Below are 16,511 nucleotides of genomic sequence, written 5' to 3'. Positions count from 1 at the left end.
TCCTGGAGACGCAAGAATGCAGACGACCCTGAAGCTGCGCATCGCAGCCATGGCGGCGCTTGGCGCCATCACCCTGTCCCTCGGCGCGGCCCATGCGGCCGATGAACCCCGCCGCCCGGAGTGCATTGCGCCGGCGCAGCCTGGTGGCGGATTCGACCTGACGTGCCGCCTGGCCACCGAAGGCCTGAAGCAGAGTGGGGCGCTCAAGAGCGCCATGCGCATCGTCTACATGCCGGGCGGCATTGGCGCGGTGGCATACAACAACATCGTGGCCCAGCATCCGAATGAGCCGGGCACCATCGTTGCGTTCTCCGGCGGCTCGCTGCTCAACCTGGCGCAGGGCAAGTTCGGCAAGTACAACGTCAACGACGTGCGCTGGCTGGCCGCGATCGGCACCGATTACGGCGTGGCCGTGGTGCGCAACGACTCGCCGTACACCGACCTGAAGAGCCTGATGGACGCCTTCAAGCAGGATCCGACCAAGATCGTGCTGGGCGCGGGTGGCACCGTGGGCAGCCAGGACTGGATGAAGGCAGCGCTGACGGCCAAGGCGGCCGGCGTGGACTTCAAGAAGATGCGCTTTGTCGCCTTCGAAGGCGGCGGCGAGGCCGTAACGGCGCTGCGCGGCGGCCATATCCAGGCCTACATGGGCGATGCGGCCGAAGCATTCACGATGCTGGAAGGCGGCGCCCCGATTCGCGTGCTTGCGGTCTTCAACGACCAGCGCCTGCCGGGCAAGCTGGGTTCCGTGCCCACCGCCAAGGAACAGGGCTACGACATCGTCTGGCCGATCATCCGTGGCTTCTACGTGGGTCCCAAGGTGTCTGACGCCGACTACCAGTTCTGGGTGGACGCGTTCAACAAGACGACGGCCGCACCCGAGTTCGAGAAGCTGCGCCAGCAGCAGGGCCTGTTCCCCTTCAACAAGACCGGCCCCGAACTGGACGCCTACGTCAAAAACCAGGTCAAGCAGTACGGCGAACTGGCCGACACCTTCGGCCTGATCAAAAAGTAAGCCGGCCGCAAGGCCCGACCCCCGAACGCGCCCGCCAGGGCACACCTGCCGCCATTTCAGGCCGGCGGCAGGTCCCGCTGCGCCGCGCGATCGGATTTGAACGGAACCTGGACCATGAACGATCGAATTCTGGGCATTGCCGCCCTGGCGCTGGCCGTCTTCATGACGGCCGCCGGCTGGAGCATCGAGGCGCCTTTCGCCTACGAACCCGTCGGGCCACGCGCCTTCCCGCTGCTGCTGGCGCTGATCATCGGCCTGTGCGGGCTGTGGCTCGTCTACAAAGGCGGCCATGCTGTCGAGCGCAACCCTGCCGGCGCCAACGGGCGCATCGCGCTGATGGTGGTGTTCGTGACCGCCTATGCGTTTCTCTTCCAGTGGCTGGGCTTCATTGTCGCCACGTCGCTCATGACGATCTTCGTGGGCCGCCTGTTTGGCGGCAGTTGGCTCAAGTGCGCGATCGGCGGCGTCGTCATGAGCATTTTCTTTTTCGTGCTGTTCGATAAGGTGCTGGACGTCGTCCTGCCCGGCGGACTGTTGGAGAACCTGATATGAGCGGCATTCTCGATCATCTGTCGATAGGCTTTGGCGTCGCGTTTTCGCTGACGAACCTGCTGGTGGCTGCCATCGGCTCCTTCATCGGAACCATGGTGGGCGTGTTGCCGGGGCTGGGGCCCGTCAATGGCGTGGCGATGTTGATCCCCATCGCCTTCGCCATGAATCTTCCGCCCGAAACGGCGCTGATCCTGCTTGCCGCGGTATATGTGGGCGCGGAGTACGGCGGCCGCATCACCGCGATCCTGCTGAACGTGCCGGGCGAAGCGAGTGCCATCATGACGACGCTGGACGGCTATCCGCTGGCGCGGCAGGGCCTGGCCAACGTGGCGTTGTCCTTGTCTGCATGGTCCGCATTCTTTGGCGCCATCGTGTCGGTGGTGGGCATCATCCTGCTCGCGCCGCTGCTGGCGAAATGGGCGCTCGCATTTGGCCCCGCCGAATACTTCGTGCTCATGATCTTTGCGTTCTGCTGCCTGACCAGCCTGCTCGGCAAGCAGCCGGTCAAGGGCGTGCTGGCGGCGATGATCGGCCTGTCCATTTCGGTGGTGGGCGTGGATTCGAATTCGGGCGTTTACCGCTATACCTTCGAGTCCGTGCATCTGGCCGACGGCATCGATTTTGTCGTGGTCGTCATCGCGTTGTTCGCGGTCAGCGAGATGCTGGAGATGCTTGAGAAGGTGATGGCCGGCCACAGCGTCGAGGTCAAGCCCAGCGGCCGCAAGCTCTTCAACCTGAAGGAGATGGCTTATACGTGGTGGAGCGTGGTGCGCAGTGCGTTCGTAGGCTTCGGCGTGGGGGTGCTGCCCGGCGCAGGTGCCAGTGTGGCCGCGGCGGTCGCGTACTCGCAGGAAAAGCGCATCATCGAAGCCAAGGATCCCGAGGCCAAGTTCGGCAAGGGCGACATGCGTGGACTCGTCGCGCCGGAAGCCGCCGCCACGGCGTCGGCGATCGGTTCTTTCGTTCCGATGCTGACGCTGGGCGTGCCCGGTTCCGGCACCACCGCGGTGATGATGGGTGCGCTGACGCTCTACAACATCACGCCGGGACCGGTCCTGTTCGATACCAAGCCCGAATTGGTGTGGGGCCTGATCGCATCGTTGTTCGTCGCAAACGTGCTGCTCTTCGTGATGAACGTGCCGCTGGTGCGGTTCTTCTCCAAAGTGCTGTCCGTGCCGGGTTGGCTGATGGTGCCGGGCATCCTGTGTATCAGCTACATCGGCGTCTATGCAATCAACGCGGGCACCTTCGATCTGCTGCTGGTTGCGGCTATCGGCACGCTGGGCTACTTCCTGCGCAAGTTCGGTGTGCCGATGGCGCCCCTGGTGCTGGGTGTCGTGCTGGGCAACATGATGGAACAGAACCTGCGCCGTGCGCTGTCGATGACGGACGGCGACGTGGGCGTGCTGTTCGCAAGCCCCGTGTCGGTCGCCCTGTGGGTGGGCGCGGCGGCAGTGGTGATCGTGCCGCAGATTTTGCGCCGTGTGCGCGCCGCAAGAAAGGTTGCCGCTGGGCCGGTCTGATGAAGCGGGTCCGCGCACCGGCCGGTGCGCGGGCTGACGCATTGCGGGACCGGCAAATGCTTAGGGGCGCCTTTTGGCGCCCCTTTTTTTTAAACATAATGAGGTCGATTCGACCGCATTTTCACATGTGAGCTTTTACTCAGATATTGAGCCGTCAGACCTGCTTCAGACGCTCCAGCGCCGCGTCCAGCGTTGCGTCCTTCTTGGCAAAGCAGAAGCGCACGATCCGATGATTCGATTCAGGCGCGTCGGGCTGGCGATAGAACGCGGACACCGGAATCACGGTCACGCCATGGTTGACGGTCAGGTCGCGCGCGAAGTCGGCTTCGTTCTGTTTGGAGATCTGGCTGTAGTCAGCCAGCAGGAAGAACGTGCCGGGACTGGGCAGCGGCCGGAATCGCGTCTGCGCCAGGCCTTGCGACAAGCGGTCCCGCTTGGCCTGATAGAACGCCGGCAGATCCAGGTAAGGCTTGGGATCACGCATGAATTCCGCCAGCGCAAACTGCATCGGCGACGGCACCGTGAACACCATGAACTGGTGCACCTTGCGCAGCTCGGCGCTCAGTTGGCGCGGTGCGCAGCAATAGCCGATCTTCCATCCGGTGGTGTGATAGGTCTTGCCGAACGACGAGATCACGAACGCATGTTCGGCAAGCAGCGGGCGGCGCGCCACACTGGCATGAGGTTTGCCGTCGAACACGATGTGCTCGTAGACCTCGTCCGAGACCAGCAGCACGCCCGTATCGCGGACGATCGCTTCAAGCGCGTCCAGGTCGCTCTCGTCAAGCACCGCGCCGGTGGGGTTGTGCGGAAAGTTCAGCATCAACAGACGGGTCTTGGACGTGATGGCGTCGCGCACACGCTGCCAGTCGATGCGGTAGTACGGATCGGCTTCGGTGGGCGCGCGCAGCGGCACGGGGACGGCGGTGCCGCCGGCCAGGCGAATCGCCGGCAGGTACGAGTCATAGCAGGGCTCGATCACCACCACTTCGTCGCCGCTGCCTACCGCCGCCAATACCGTGGCCATCAACGCCTCGGTGGCGCCACTGGTCACCGTGATTTCGGTTTCGGGATCGTAGGCATGGCCGTAGAGTTCGCGCGTCTTGGCCGCGATGGCTTCGCGTAGCGGCGCGACGCCCGGCATGTATGGATATTGGTTGTGGCCGTCGGCCATCGCCTTGGTGACCAGCGCACACAGCGCTGGGTCCGGATCGAAGTCAGGAAAGCCCTGGCCCAGGTTGATGGCCTTGTGCTCGATGGCCAGGCGGCTCATCACGGTGAATATGGTGGTGCCGACGTCGGGGAGTTTGGAGCGGATCATGTTGGACGCGAAGTGAACACGGGTAGCCGAGGAAAGTTTTCGTAAGTATCCCACTAACTCATAATTCATTTTTCATGAGCTTCTAACGCGGATCGGATTGTGGTTCAGAACATGCGGGTGCGAGTGCTGGGCGGGTTTGGTATTGCGCTGGCCGGCGCGTTGCTTGCGGTGTGGGCCCACCTGCCGCTGCCATGGATGTTGGGCGCGCTGCTGTTGACTGCGGCCACGCGGATTGCCGGCATGCGCACTGCGTGTCCGCGGCCGGCGCGCAATGCGGGCCAATGGGTCATCGGCGCATCGCTGGGGCTGTATTTCACGCCACAGGTTATAGGACACATTGGCAGCAACGCAGGCCCTATTGTCGTGGGGATGCTGTTCGCGCTGGCGCTCGCATTTCTGGGCACCGCCATTCTTCGGCGTTTCACGGATGTGGACTTCAAGACGGCGTGGTTCTCATCGGCCATCGGCGGCGCAAGTGAAATGGCCAACCTGGCCGAACGCCATGGCGCGCGGATCGATCGCGTTGCCACCGCGCACAGCGTGCGCGTATTGCTGGTGGTGGTGACGGTGCCCTTCATATTCCAGTGGTGGGGCGTGGCTGGCCTGGATCCCACCGTGCCGGGACCGCGCGACGTGCATGCGCTTGGCCTGGCCGGGTTGGTGGCCCTGACCATTATGGGCGGTGCCACGTTTACGAAGCTGCGGTTGCCCAATCCCTGGGTGCTTGGGCCCATGCTCGTCGCAATGGTGCTGACCGCGTCCAGCATCGAGCTTTCCGCATTGCCGGACTATGTGCCGAAAGCAGGGCAACTGCTTATCGGCTGGTCACTTGGCGATCGGTACCGGCCAGACTTTTTCCGCGCAGCGCCGCGTTTCATGGCGGCAGTGGCGGGCTTTACGGTGCTGGCATTGGCGCTGGCCTTCGGCGTGGGCGCCTTGCTGTCGCTGTGGTCTGCTGCGCCCATTCCCACCTTGATTCTGGGCACAACGCCGGGCGGTATTGCCGAGATGGCGATCACCGCCAAGGTGCTGCAGCTGGGCGTTCCGGTGGTGACAGCGTTTCACGTCACGCGCATGGTTTTTGTGGTGATCGTGACGGGTCCCATTTATACGATTTTGGCGCGTCGGCATGGCTAATTCCGCCTGGCGGTACTGCCGTTTCAGTGAAAAAAAAGCGACATTGGGGTAAACAACTATATGACTCGGTAATGCCGGATGAGTATGCTGATTCCGCAGTTGATTCAAGCGCGAGCAGACTCGTTTCTGCCGCTCTGGCGACAAGCGGGAACACTGGTTTTGCACCGATCGTTCAGTTCGCACGGCGTCCTTGATTCATTGCATTTCGATTTAATTACAGGACGCTAGAGAAAATGGCTCAGAAGGGCAAAGTCAAGTGGTTCAACGCTGACAAGGGTTTCGGTTTCATCACGCCGGACGTGGGCGGCACCGATGTGTTCGCACACTTTTCCGCCATCCAGGGTCGCGGCTATCGCAGCCTGAACGAAGGCCAGGAAGTCGAATACGAAGTTAAAGATGGTCCGAAAGGACCTCAAGCGGCCGAAATTCGCCCGCTCTAAATCGGGAAATCCCAATTTCCCGTCAGCCAGGCTAGGCCTGGCTACAACGCCCCAAGACCTTCCGGTCTGGGGCGTTGTTTCATTTGGGCAGCCATTTCGGTTCGTGAAGTGATTTTGCTGCAGCTCTGCAGCGCTCGTTTCTATCTGCTCAATAACGCTGAACCGCTCGCGTCGCGACGTGCCCTGCAGCCCTCGACCCTGGCGTGTATCTTCACACTGTTAGTGTTCACTAACATATCCTCGAGCACTGGATAACTCTGTGGATAATTATTTCCGGACATGAGCTCGCGGGTGATCAGTTATGAAGCAATCGCGCTTCAGTGAACGGGGTTTTGCACAGATTTCTGCATTAATGCAGGCGATGTCTTTTTGCTCCCCGTGAATAGATTCCCTGCTTGTGTCAGGCGTGCTTAGAAGCCGTTTAATCAACGTTTTCATAGGGAAACTCGTCTTTTGTCCGGGTGTTCGCGAGGTTTGTTTACCCGAATCCGAGCGTCTGACATGCGACTTTGGCGTCGGTCATCGTGCGTAAATTCGTGGTTTGGCGTTTGTTGTTCACAAAGATATCCCCATGCCGGTTATGCACAGAATTACGCCACTCACTATCCAAATTGACGGTCTGCGCCTGTGGATAGAAATGGGGATATCGCCGAAAGGGTGAGGTCGCGGGAACAGGAATTGCGGATGATTCGGCGGCTCGGGTTGACCGGTTGGGGGGTTGCGCGCTGCGCTGGGCAATCTAGTTTTCGCGTCGGAATTCTCCTTGCGACCTGTCCACAGGTTTCACATGAAGCCATAGGCGCCTCGCCCATATGGATGATGGCGGCGCAGCGGGAGTGCGAGCAAGATTAGCTTCGGGTCAGTGACCATGCCCGATGGCCGCGAACCGATCATTCAATATTGGGGTGGGGATAATTTTGTGAATAAATCGCCCCGATGTTCAGGCCGCGCGATTTGACCGTGCACTCGTGGAAGAGTTCAGCGGTTATTGAACTCCGCTTCCGCAGTGGCCTCAGGTTTCGGTTTTCGGCTTTGTCTTTGATTTCTAACGCGGAATTGCTTTCGTGATTTTGGGTCTGTCGGCAACGAATTGCTGTCGTGCATCGGTGTGCACCGCATTGCCGTCTTGAACTCGTTGCCTTCGACGCTGTGGATAAGACATCTCTCTCTGAATAGAGGAAATGGGCGAGTCAGGGAAGATACTCGGGCGGCCGGCTTCTCGGGGCTGACTGGCCCGCCTGTGTGTTCCTGTGGTGATTCGGTCGCTGCGTCCTGGTCATTTCGCGGGCTTGCCTGTTGATAAGAATGTGCGTAACCCTGGCTTTGCGCTTCGTCATCCGATTCTTTTCATAGGGTCCCGTCGTTGCTAGGCGTCTGTGGATAAACCATACGTCTGATTGGGAGCATTACAGCCGGACCTGGCCGACATCTCGAATTTTGCTCGCGTCGCCGTACTCTTTGGACGAAGGACAGTTGGCAGCTTGATCTGGTTTGTGGACAACGCTGTGGTTAACACTTCGGCGAGCACGCGCCGACATGCAAATTCAGAAGCGACCTGCCGCCGTTGGTTTGGGCTATCGCTCACAGTCAGCGAGCCATGAACTAAAAAAATATGAATTTTCGGGTAAGGGGTAGGTAAGGGGGGAATAAATCGATATTTTTCATCTTTCTTACCGTTTCGCCGCGGTGACGTCAGGTATCGACGATCAGTCGCGATTATGGTTGGTGGGCCGTGTGGGCAGCTATCCGCATGCGGGCTGGCACCTGCGGCAACTGAGATCCCGACTCAGACGGTTAAAGCCCGGACCGCTCTGAGGGTGTTTCACGTGAAACACCGACGCTACTTTTCCTCATGCCCGTCAATGTGTTTCACGTGGAACATCCTCTACGAAGCAAGGACGCGTGGGGGAATCGGCTTTTGGGGTTGTTCATTGGAGCGCAGCGGGCGCTTTATAGCTATCAATATCGGCGTTCATTTCTGGAAAGGTCAGAAGCGTTGATACGGCCTTGGCTCCAATGAAGAGGCGACGGCCTGCGTGGCTCACCGCCAGACTCGACGTATCCCGGTAGTGATATGCCTTCTCAATGTTGCAGGCCGGGCAGTGTTCCACGTGAAACAGCCTTTCTCCTCTGACTTCGCCACGCGTTATCGCACCCATGCCCAGCGCGTTCGCACGATTTAGCGAGTTTATGCAGCGTACATCCCGTCGCGATACGCTGTCTTCAGCTCTCAGCGGACGGCCGACTGCAGAGAATGGCACGTTTGACGTTCCGGTGAACGGTTGAACGACGTAGCAGTCGACCTAAGTCGTTGTTTCACGTGAAACATCGAGCGGCCGTCGGCTGCGAGAGCAGGGAACCACAACCGATGAATGAAGGTAGAGGGGCTAACAGTATTTCCCCGCGCGCGCTGAGACGTTCTCCTCAGTCTAACCAGGTGGAGTGTCGCTGCCCGGGGTTCCGTGCATAAGCGGACCTCTTGCGCGCGCCTAGAGCAGGATACGGAATAGGGCAGCCAAATGGACTTGGATGCCCCTTACAGAACGTAATCGCGGGACCTGGCAAGTGATGGGAGCGTTCTGCCTATAGCCGGACGCACTTGGCAACGGCCTCTGTCCGATACTCCCGCGTCGGCGATCTCTGATATCCGCAGTGTGGGACGGCCGCGTGTAGCGGGGTCCAATTGGGTGTGCGATGTTCCACGTGAAACTTCGCAGCGACCAGAGTTTGGATATGTGCAAAACTTGCGACGTGTGGGCCAATACGTTTGCCAGACAGGCCCTGCGGTGGACTTGCGGGATTGCTTGGACCAGGGTGTATCGGGCCGCCGAATATTGAATGTTCAATTGTTATCGATCATTCAGGTCAGTTGCAGCAGGGAAGGGCGGGCCGAGTCATTCCTCTAGTGCTCCGGGATGTTTCACGTGAAACATCGGCTAGGTCACCCTCATTGGCCTTCGAAGCTCGCGCTTGGCGACACCTACGGCAGCCGAGCTTGCTTAGGCCACTACCAACGCCGCCGACATCATAAGAGAGACCACACTCGGCTCGCTCCCCAGTTCAGAGCGCCTCGGTCCAGCTACTCTCGATAGCCGTCCCTGTTCCACGTGAAACGTGTTACCGACTGGAGCCTCGTACTCAGTCGACAAACGACCCAAGTGTTTCACGTGGAACACTCCGATAAACACCGGCAAATGCCGATATTCCTGGCTACCCCACGCTAAGGATCAAATCCCCCCGAGCCACCGCGCTTCAAACATCACATAAAACAACCAGCCCGCATGTTTCACGTGAAACATGCAACCCCTGCCTCTATAATGAGCGCCGATCGCTCTCTTCTTTACCTCCCCCCATCATGGACTATCCCCGCGAATTCGATGTCATTGTCGTCGGTGGCGGCCACGCCGGCACCGAGGCGGCACTGGCTGCTGCCCGTACCGGTGCGCAGACGCTGCTGCTCACGCACAACATCGAGACCCTTGGCCAAATGTCTTGCAATCCGTCCATCGGCGGAATCGGCAAGGGTCACCTCGTCAAAGAGGTGGACGCGCTGGGCGGGGCCATGGCTCTGGCAACCGACGAGGCCGGCATCCAGTTCCGCATCTTGAACGGATCGAAAGGTCCGGCCGTTCGCGCAACGCGGGCGCAGGCTGATCGTGTCCTGTACCGCAAAGCCATCCGCGGACGCCTCGAGAATCAACCGAACCTTTGGTTGTTCCAGCAGGCTGTCGAAGACTTGATGGTGGAGGGTGATCGTGTCGTCGGCGCCGTCACGCAAGTTGGGCTGAAGTTCCGTGCCAAGACGGTAGTGCTGACCGCCGGTACGTTTTTGAATGGTCTGATCCACGTGGGCCTGCAGAACTACTCGGGTGGTCGCGCTGGTGATCCGCCCGCGATTTCGTTGGGCCAGCGCTTGAAGGAACTGCAGCTTCCCCAAGGCCGCCTCAAAACCGGCACGCCGCCGCGCATCGATGGACGCACGATCAATTACGCCATCCTGGAAGAACAGCCCGGCGACTTGGACCCGGTCCCCGTGTTCTCGTACATGGGCCACGTGGCCATGCACCCGCGCCAGCTGCCGTGCTGGATCACTCATACGAACGCGCGCACCCACGACATCATCCGTGGCGGCCTCGATCGCTCGCCGATGTATAGCGGCGTCATCGAGGGCGTGGGTCCTCGCTATTGCCCGTCCATCGAGGACAAGATCCATCGGTTTGCCGACAAGCAGTCGCACCAGGTCTTCCTGGAACCGGAAGGGCTGGACACGCACGAGGTCTATCCCAACGGCGTGTCGACCAGCCTGCCGTTCGATGTGCAGCTGGATCTGATTCATTCGCTGCCCGGCCTTGAAAACGCGCACATCATGCGGCCCGGCTACGCCATCGAATACGACTACTTTGATCCACGTGGACTCAAGAGCACGCTGGAAACCAAGGCCATTGAAGGGCTTTACTTCGCCGGGCAGATCAACGGCACCACCGGCTACGAAGAAGCCGCGGCCCAGGGGCTGCTGGCTGGCGTCAATGCCGCACTGAAGTCTCAGGACCGCGAGCAGTGGACACCGCGCCGCGACGAAGCGTACCTTGGTGTGCTCGTCGATGATCTGGTCACGCGCGGCGTTACCGAGCCGTACCGCATGTTCACGTCTCGCGCCGAATACCGCCTCAGCCTGCGCGAAGATAATGCCGATCTGCGCCTGACCGAAATCGGCCGCCAGCTCGGTATTGTCGACAATGCGCGGTGGGATGCGTTCAACCGTAAGCGCGACGCAGTCGCTGCCGAAGTCGAACGCCTGAAGTCTTCGTGGGTCAATCCGCGTCTGCTGCCGGCCGAGGTGGCTGAACCGCTGCTTGGCAAGGCGATTGAACGTGAGTACTCACTAGCAGATCTGTTGAAACGGCCGAACGTGACCTACGAAGCCTTGATGGCCGCCCAGAGCGCGGACGGCACGTTGCTGGCCGGCCCGGGCGTTGTCGACGACGACGTGCTCTCGGAGCAGGTCGAGATCCAGGTCAAGTACGCCGGCTATATCGCGCGCCAGCAGGACGAAGTGCAAAAGCACATCGCCCATGAACAGCAGCCGATCCCGGCGGACGTCGACTACGACGCCGTGACCAGCCTGTCCTTCGAAGTGCGCCAGAAACTCAAGACGCATCGTCCGGAAACGATCGGCCAGGCCGCGCGCATTTCCGGTGTCACGCCGGCTGCCATTTCGCTCCTGCTCATTCACCTGAAGCGCCTGCATTACGGCTCGCGCAAGCAAGCGGCATGAGCGCGCCCGCCAATCAGGCCGGCATCGACATGGCCGGCCGACTCACTCGCGCATGCGAGCAGCTGGGCGTGACCGCCGATGACGGCGCCATCGCCAAACTGCTCAATTACCTGGCGCAGATGCAGCGCTGGAATCGCACGTACAACCTGACCGCCATCCGCGATCCGCAGCAGATGCTTGTGCAGCATCTGTTCGATAGCCTTGCGGCCGTAAAGCCCTTTAGCGAGGCGCTGGCTGCGCCCGATGCGCCGGCCAAGGTCTACGACGTCGGCTCGGGCGGCGGGCTGCCTGGCGTCGTTCTGGCCATCATGCGGCCCCAGTGGTCCGTGACCTGCGTTGACGCTGTCGAAAAGAAGACCGCGTTCGTGCGTCAGATGAGCGGCGCGTTGGGTCTGCCCAACCTGCAATCGCAGCATGCGCGCATCGAAACGATCGATCCTGCCGAGTGCAACATCGTGACGTCGCGAGCGTTTGCATCATTGGATGATTTTGCGCAACTCGCGGGTCGCCACGTAGCCAAGAATGGTACCCTCGTCGCCATGAAGGGCAAGCTCCCCGAAGAAGAAATCCAGGCGCTGCACGCGCGCGGGGAATGGCAAGTCGACCATATTCAGCCGCTCCAGGTCCCGGAGCTGCAAGCAGAACGCTGCCTGATCTGGATGCGCCGCAGTCAAGGAACCCTATGAAGAACATACCCCCCAGCACATCCGCCCGCGTCTTCTGCATTGCCAATCAAAAGGGCGGAGTGGGCAAGACGACGACCGCCATCAATCTGGCGGCGGGCCTTGCCACGCACAATCAGCGCGTGCTGCTGGTGGACCTGGACCCGCAGGGCAATGCCACGATGGGTAGCGGCATCGACAAGAATTCGCTGGAGTCCAACCTGTACCAGGTGTTGATCGGCGAATCCTCCATTGAACAGTCACGCGTGAAGTCGGAGTCCGGCGGTTACGACGTGCTGCCCGCCAACCGTGAACTATCCGGCGCCGAGATCGATCTGGTGCAGATGGAACAGCGCGAGCGCCAACTGAAGGCCGCCATCGACACCGTCGCGACCCAGTACGACTTCGTGCTCATCGACTGCCCGCCCACGTTGTCCCTGCTTACCCTCAACGGTCTGGCTGCCGCGCACGGCGTCATCATTCCGATGCAGTGCGAATACTTCGCGCTCGAAGGCTTGTCCGACCTCGTCAACACCATCAAGCGCGTGCATCGAAACATCAACGACGACCTGCGCGTCATCGGCTTGCTGCGCGTGATGTTCGACCCGCGCATGACGCTGCAACAGCAGGTGTCCGCGCAACTCGAATCGCACTTCGGCGACAAGGTTTTCAAGACCGTCGTGCCGCGCAACGTGCGTCTGGCCGAAGCACCCAGTTACGGGATGCCGGGCGTCGTGTATGACCGTGCGTCACGCGGCGCGCAGGCCTACATTTCATTCGGCGCCGAAATGATAGAGCGCGTCAGGAAGGACCTGAACTAGCCGTCCCCCATGTCCGACGCCGCGCTCTTTTTTCCGCCCCAGACAGCCCTCTGCACGCCGCCCGCCGACGTGCGTGATGCGCTGCGCGTGCGGCTGGAAGACGCGGCGCTCAATGCCACCGCCGTCGGCGCGCAGGTGATCTATGATGGCTGGCTGGTGCGTTTCGCCCAATCGCCGGCCAAGCGGGTACGCAGCGTCAATGTGCTGGGGTTATCCACACGTCCTTTGGATGAGCGGCTGGCGTATTGTTCATCGTTGTATGCGCGCCAGGGTTTGCCCATGGTGCTGCGCATCACCTCCATCGGCCCCGATTTTTCGCTCGACGCCGACCTGGAGGCCCGCGGCTATATCTATACCGGTGAGACTCGCGTCATGAGCACGCCGCTCGCTCCGCGCGCAAGCGTCAGGAGCGATCTGCATTTCAGCATGGTCGATGCCGAGCGCTTCGCAGCGGCGGTCGGGGCGCTGCGCGGCTCGTCAGCCGCGCACATCGAAGAACATCAGACTCGCCTGCAAGGCCTGGCTGTGGATAAGCAGCCGGTGCTTGCCACCGACGCGGCAGGGCAGGTGGTTGTCGCGGGCATGGCCGTGCGCGAAGGTGACTTGCTCGGCCTGTTCGACATCGTTACCCATCCTGGACATCGGCGCAAAGGCTACGCCGCCGTCCTGATGGAGCATTTGCTGGCCGAAGGGGCCGCCGGCGGCGCCAGGACGGCCTACCTGCAGGTCGAGCCGGAAAACACCGCGGCGCGGACGCTGTACGCCCGCTACGGATTCAAAGACTGTTACGCGTATTGGTACCGCCTGCCCGCCGAGCAGGCGGACACCTGAGCCTGGCGCTCAGGATACAAAGACAGAAGGAAAGAGGATTTAATTATGGCCACCAAGAAACCCAAGGGATTGGGTCGCGGACTGGACGCCTTGCTGGGCGCCGATGCGCCCGCCATCGACAACATCGGCAAGGCTGTCGCCAAGCCCGAGGGTCCGCCGTCCACCCTGCCCATCTCGAAGATGCGCGCCGGCAAGTATCAGCCGCGCACGCGCATGGACGAGGGGGCCCTGGGCGAGCTGGCCGAATCAATTCGCACGCAAGGCATCATGCAGCCGATTCTCGTGCGTGCGCTGGGCGACGCGCCCGGGTATTACGAGATCATCGCGGGTGAACGGCGCTTTCGCGCCGCGCAGCTTGCCGGCCTGAAGGAAGTGCCGGTGCTGGTGCGCGAGGTCGCCGACGAAAACGCGGCCGTCATGGCGCTGATCGAAAACATCCAGCGCGAAGACCTGAATCCGCTGGAAGAAGCGCACGGCGTGCGCCGTCTGCTCGATGAGTTCGGCCTGACGCACGAACAGGCCGCGCAGGCCATCGGCCGATCGCGCTCCGCCACCAGCAATCTGCTGCGTCTGCTGAACCTGGCCGCGCCCGTGCAGACCATGCTGCTGGCCGGCGACGTCGATATGGGCCATGCCCGCGCGCTGCTTGCCGTTGACGCGGCTACGCAGATCCAGCTTGCCAACCTCATCATCGCGCGCCGCCTGTCGGTGCGCGAAGCTGAAAAGCTCGTCGCAAAGACCGCCAAGGAGGCCGAAGCGTCGGCCTCGCCCAAGAAGAAAACCAACGGCGTGTCGCGCGACCTGACGCGTCTTGAAGAAGCACTGTCCGACCACCTGGGCACGCGCGTCGCGCTGAAAGTGGGTGCCAAGGAAAAGGGGCAGATCGTCATCGATTTCCACGGCTGGGAGCACCTGAACTCGCTCCTCGAACGCCAAGGCCTTTCCGGAGCCGTGGATGCCTGAACGCGCATTGCCCGTCATTGCGGTGCTCGCAACGGGCGGCACGATCGCAGGGGCCCAGGCCGACGCCACGTCCGCGGGCTACAAGGCCGGCACGTTTTCCGTGAACGATCTGCTTGGTGCGGTGCCGCAGCTTGCCGGCATCGCCGAAATCCGCGCCGAACAAGTGGCCAACGTCGGCAGCCAGAACATGACGCACGACGTCTGGCGCACACTGGCGCAGCGCGTGGACACGCTTTGCCAGGACCCCTCGGTGGCCGGCATCGTCATCACCCACGGCACGGACACGCTCGAGGAAACCGCGTATTTCCTCAGCCTGGTCAACCGCCATGACAAGGCCGTCGTGTTGGTCGGCGCGATGCGTCCGGCCACGGCGCTTGGCGCCGAAGGCCCGGCCAACCTGTATAACGCGGTGGCGCTGGCGCGTCACCCCGACGCGCGCGGCCGCGGGCCGCTCGTCGTCATGAACGAAGACATCCACTACGCCCGCGAAATCCAGAAGATCGCCAGCGCGGGTCTGTGCGCCTTCTCGTCGCCCAATCGCGGCCGCGCCGGCGTCATGCACGGCGGCGTGCCCAATTTCTATTCGCGCAACGCCACCACGTTCGGCGAGCAAAGCGAGTTTTCACTCGCATTGCTGGAAAAGACCGGCTGGCCGCGTGTCGACATCGTCTACGCGTACGCCAACCTGCAGGCCGATCTGATCGATTTTCTAGCCAGCGCGGCTGACGGCATCGTGCTGGCGGGAGTGGGCGATGGCAACGCCACCGACCTGGCCATCGAAGGCCTGCGCCGCGCGGCGGACGATGGCGTGGCGGTCGTGCGGTCCAGCCGCACCGGCAGCGGATTCGTGGCGCGCGATGTCGAAGTCGACGACGCCGCCTTGGGTTTTGTCGCGGCGCGCGACCTGAACCCCCAGAAGGCGTGCATCCTGCTGATGCTCGCCCTGACGGTCACGCGCGATCCGACTGCCCTGCAGCAGATCTTCGACCGTTACTGAACCATGGACCGCGGCGGCTAGGCCGTCGCGGCGCCTTGCTGCGCAAGCCCCAGGTTGGTCCGCAGCATGTCGTACACCTGCCGCGTCAGCGGATTGATGAGATCACGCCTTATCCACAGGAAGTACGTCACATCCGGCAGCGGTGGCAGTCCTTCCTTTTCTCCCAGCACCCGCATCTCCGGCCCCAGCAGTTCCACGCTGCGCGCCGTCACCCCCAGGCCCGCGCGTAGCGCCGCCTTGATCCCCACCAGATTCGGCGCCACGTAGTTCGTGTGCCAGCGCACCTGCGCCTGCTCCAGTGCATTGAGCGCCAGCCGGCGGAAGATGCTGGGCTCGTCCGCCAGCACCAGGGGTACGGGTGAGTGGGCATCGTGCACGTAATCTGCGGACGCCAACCATACCGTCGGCGACGTGCGCAACGCCACGCCCTCGAAGTCCTGGTCAAAGCGCGTTGAGATAGTCAGATCGATTTCACCGGCGCGCAGCGCGTCCATCAGGAAAGGGCTGCGATCCACCCGGATCTCCAGTTTCACGCGGGGCGCGACGCGTGCGATGTGCGTCAGCAGCGTCGGCAGGATCGTGTCCGCCACGTCCAGCGGTGCACCCAATCGCAGATCGCCTTCCAACGGCCCGGCCTGCAGCGCCCGCAACGCTTCGTCATTGATGGCCAGCATGTGCCGCGCGTATTCGACCAGCCGCCGGCCGTGGGAAGACAGCACCTTGTTGCGGCCCTGCTTTTCAAATAGGGGCAGGCCGATCATGGACTCGAGCCGCTGCATCTGCTGCGTGATGGCCGACTGCGTCTTGTGCAGCCGGTTGGCGGCTTCCGAGAATGTTTCATGCTGGGCGATTGCCGTCAGCGTGCGTAGCAGGTCAAGGTCAAGGTTCCGCATCAGGGCGTTGAAAATGGGTTCAGGGATAACCCGACACATTAGCAGCCCTAATGGAATGTTCAAGCAATTTAAATTGTTGAC

At 61.8% G+C, this 16,511-nt stretch carries 13 protein-coding genes; 11 read left to right on the top strand and 2 right to left on the bottom strand.

The annotated features are described in order from the left end of the window. Positions 1-49 precede the first annotated feature (49 nt). The 3 genes from AB3147_RS28150 to AB3147_RS28140 all read left to right on the top strand — a co-directional run bounded on the left by AB3147_RS28150 (position 50) and on the right by AB3147_RS28140 (position 3,090). Positions 50-1,015 carry a Bug family tripartite tricarboxylate transporter substrate binding protein gene (locus tag AB3147_RS28150; RefSeq protein ID WP_239215877.1) on the top strand — a complete coding sequence of 322 codons (966 nt, stop codon included), beginning with the start codon at positions 50-52 and terminating at the stop codon, positions 1,013-1,015. Positions 1,016-1,129: 114 nt separating this feature from the next. Beyond that, on the top strand, positions 1,130-1,567 hold the full coding sequence (locus tag AB3147_RS28145; RefSeq protein ID WP_175124811.1) for a tripartite tricarboxylate transporter TctB family protein: 438 nt from the start codon (positions 1,130-1,132) through the stop codon (positions 1,565-1,567). Continuing rightward, complete coding sequence (locus AB3147_RS28140; RefSeq protein ID WP_343738072.1) at positions 1,564-3,090, top strand: tripartite tricarboxylate transporter permease; 1,527 nt, start codon at positions 1,564-1,566, stop codon at positions 3,088-3,090. The genes AB3147_RS28145 and AB3147_RS28140 overlap by 4 nt, the downstream gene beginning before the upstream one ends. 154 nt (positions 3,091-3,244) lie before the next feature. Here AB3147_RS28140 and AB3147_RS28135 read toward each other — a convergent pair whose 3' ends face one another. Then, positions 3,245-4,411 carry a pyridoxal phosphate-dependent aminotransferase gene (locus AB3147_RS28135; protein WP_175124809.1) on the bottom strand — a complete coding sequence of 389 codons (1,167 nt, stop codon included), beginning with the start codon at positions 4,409-4,411 and terminating at the stop codon, positions 3,245-3,247. A 111-nt stretch (positions 4,412-4,522) separates the two neighbouring features. Here AB3147_RS28135 and AB3147_RS28130 point away from each other — a divergent pair, with 111 nt between their 5' ends. The 8 genes from AB3147_RS28130 to AB3147_RS28095 all read left to right on the top strand — a co-directional run bounded on the left by AB3147_RS28130 (position 4,523) and on the right by AB3147_RS28095 (position 15,537). Further along, positions 4,523-5,548: an AbrB family transcriptional regulator gene (locus AB3147_RS28130; RefSeq protein ID WP_367353607.1), complete on the top strand. Its 1,026-nt coding sequence runs from the start codon at positions 4,523-4,525 to the stop codon at positions 5,546-5,548. A 233-nt stretch (positions 5,549-5,781) separates the two neighbouring features. Next, positions 5,782-5,988, top strand: a complete 207-nt coding sequence (locus tag AB3147_RS28125) for a cold-shock protein (RefSeq protein WP_056566091.1) — start codon at positions 5,782-5,784, stop codon at positions 5,986-5,988. 3,355 nt (positions 5,989-9,343) lie between these two features. Beyond that, on the top strand, positions 9,344-11,263 hold the full coding sequence (gene mnmG / locus AB3147_RS28120; RefSeq protein ID WP_367353490.1) for a tRNA uridine-5-carboxymethylaminomethyl(34) synthesis enzyme MnmG: 1,920 nt from the start codon (positions 9,344-9,346) through the stop codon (positions 11,261-11,263). Then, positions 11,260-11,949: a 16S rRNA (guanine(527)-N(7))-methyltransferase RsmG gene (gene rsmG / locus AB3147_RS28115; protein ID WP_367353489.1), complete on the top strand. Its 690-nt coding sequence runs from the start codon at positions 11,260-11,262 to the stop codon at positions 11,947-11,949. Before mnmG ends, rsmG begins: the two co-directional genes overlap by 4 nt. Continuing rightward, entirely contained in the window at positions 11,946-12,746 is an 801-nt protein-coding gene (locus AB3147_RS28110) for a ParA family protein (RefSeq protein ID WP_105241282.1), read from the top strand. The genes rsmG and AB3147_RS28110 overlap by 4 nt, the downstream gene beginning before the upstream one ends. Positions 12,747-12,755: 9 nt before the next feature. After that, positions 12,756-13,577, top strand: a complete 822-nt coding sequence (locus AB3147_RS28105) for a GNAT family N-acetyltransferase (protein ID WP_367353488.1) — start codon at positions 12,756-12,758, stop codon at positions 13,575-13,577. Between the two features lie 45 nt (positions 13,578-13,622). Then, a complete protein-coding gene (locus AB3147_RS28100) occupies positions 13,623-14,540 on the top strand; it encodes a ParB/RepB/Spo0J family partition protein (RefSeq protein WP_367353487.1) in 918 nt (305 codons plus the stop codon). Next, positions 14,533-15,537, top strand: a complete 1,005-nt coding sequence (locus AB3147_RS28095; RefSeq protein ID WP_367353486.1) for an asparaginase — start codon at positions 14,533-14,535, stop codon at positions 15,535-15,537. Before AB3147_RS28100 ends, AB3147_RS28095 begins: the two co-directional genes overlap by 8 nt. Before the next feature lie 17 nt (positions 15,538-15,554). Here the strand turns inward: AB3147_RS28095 and AB3147_RS28090 are convergent, their stop codons facing one another. Then, complete coding sequence (locus tag AB3147_RS28090) at positions 15,555-16,430, bottom strand: LysR substrate-binding domain-containing protein (protein WP_175124805.1); 876 nt, start codon at positions 16,428-16,430, stop codon at positions 15,555-15,557. Positions 16,431-16,511: the final 81 nt, after the last annotated feature.

The organism is Achromobacter animicus (genome assembly GCF_040775605.1).
GTDB lineage: Bacteria > Pseudomonadota > Gammaproteobacteria > Burkholderiales > Burkholderiaceae_B > Achromobacter > Achromobacter animicus.
The sequence above is the reverse complement of the archived record's forward strand: the minus strand, read 5'-3'. Positions and strand labels throughout refer to the sequence as shown.

Excerpts from the sequence above, each read along its gene's own strand:
- AB3147_RS28150 (WP_239215877.1), top strand. The coding sequence starts at position 50 with ATGGCGGCGCTTGGCGCCATCACCCTGTCCCTCGGCGCGGCCCATGCG.
- AB3147_RS28145 (WP_175124811.1), top strand. The coding sequence starts at position 1,130 with ATGAACGATCGAATTCTGGGCATTGCCGCCCTGGCGCTGGCCGTCTTC.
- AB3147_RS28140 (WP_343738072.1), top strand. The coding sequence starts at position 1,564 with ATGAGCGGCATTCTCGATCATCTGTCGATAGGCTTTGGCGTCGCGTTT.
- AB3147_RS28135 (WP_175124809.1), bottom strand. The coding sequence starts at position 4,411 with ATGATCCGCTCCAAACTCCCCGACGTCGGCACCACCATATTCACCGTG.
- AB3147_RS28130 (WP_367353607.1), top strand. The coding sequence starts at position 4,523 with ATGCGGGTGCGAGTGCTGGGCGGGTTTGGTATTGCGCTGGCCGGCGCG.
- AB3147_RS28125 (WP_056566091.1), top strand. The coding sequence starts at position 5,782 with ATGGCTCAGAAGGGCAAAGTCAAGTGGTTCAACGCTGACAAGGGTTTC.
- mnmG (WP_367353490.1), top strand. The coding sequence starts at position 9,344 with ATGGACTATCCCCGCGAATTCGATGTCATTGTCGTCGGTGGCGGCCAC.
- rsmG (WP_367353489.1), top strand. The coding sequence starts at position 11,260 with ATGAGCGCGCCCGCCAATCAGGCCGGCATCGACATGGCCGGCCGACTC.
- AB3147_RS28110 (WP_105241282.1), top strand. The coding sequence starts at position 11,946 with ATGAAGAACATACCCCCCAGCACATCCGCCCGCGTCTTCTGCATTGCC.
- AB3147_RS28105 (WP_367353488.1), top strand. The coding sequence starts at position 12,756 with ATGTCCGACGCCGCGCTCTTTTTTCCGCCCCAGACAGCCCTCTGCACG.
- AB3147_RS28100 (WP_367353487.1), top strand. The coding sequence starts at position 13,623 with ATGGCCACCAAGAAACCCAAGGGATTGGGTCGCGGACTGGACGCCTTG.
- AB3147_RS28095 (WP_367353486.1), top strand. The coding sequence starts at position 14,533 with ATGCCTGAACGCGCATTGCCCGTCATTGCGGTGCTCGCAACGGGCGGC.
- AB3147_RS28090 (WP_175124805.1), bottom strand. The coding sequence starts at position 16,430 with ATGCGGAACCTTGACCTTGACCTGCTACGCACGCTGACGGCAATCGCC.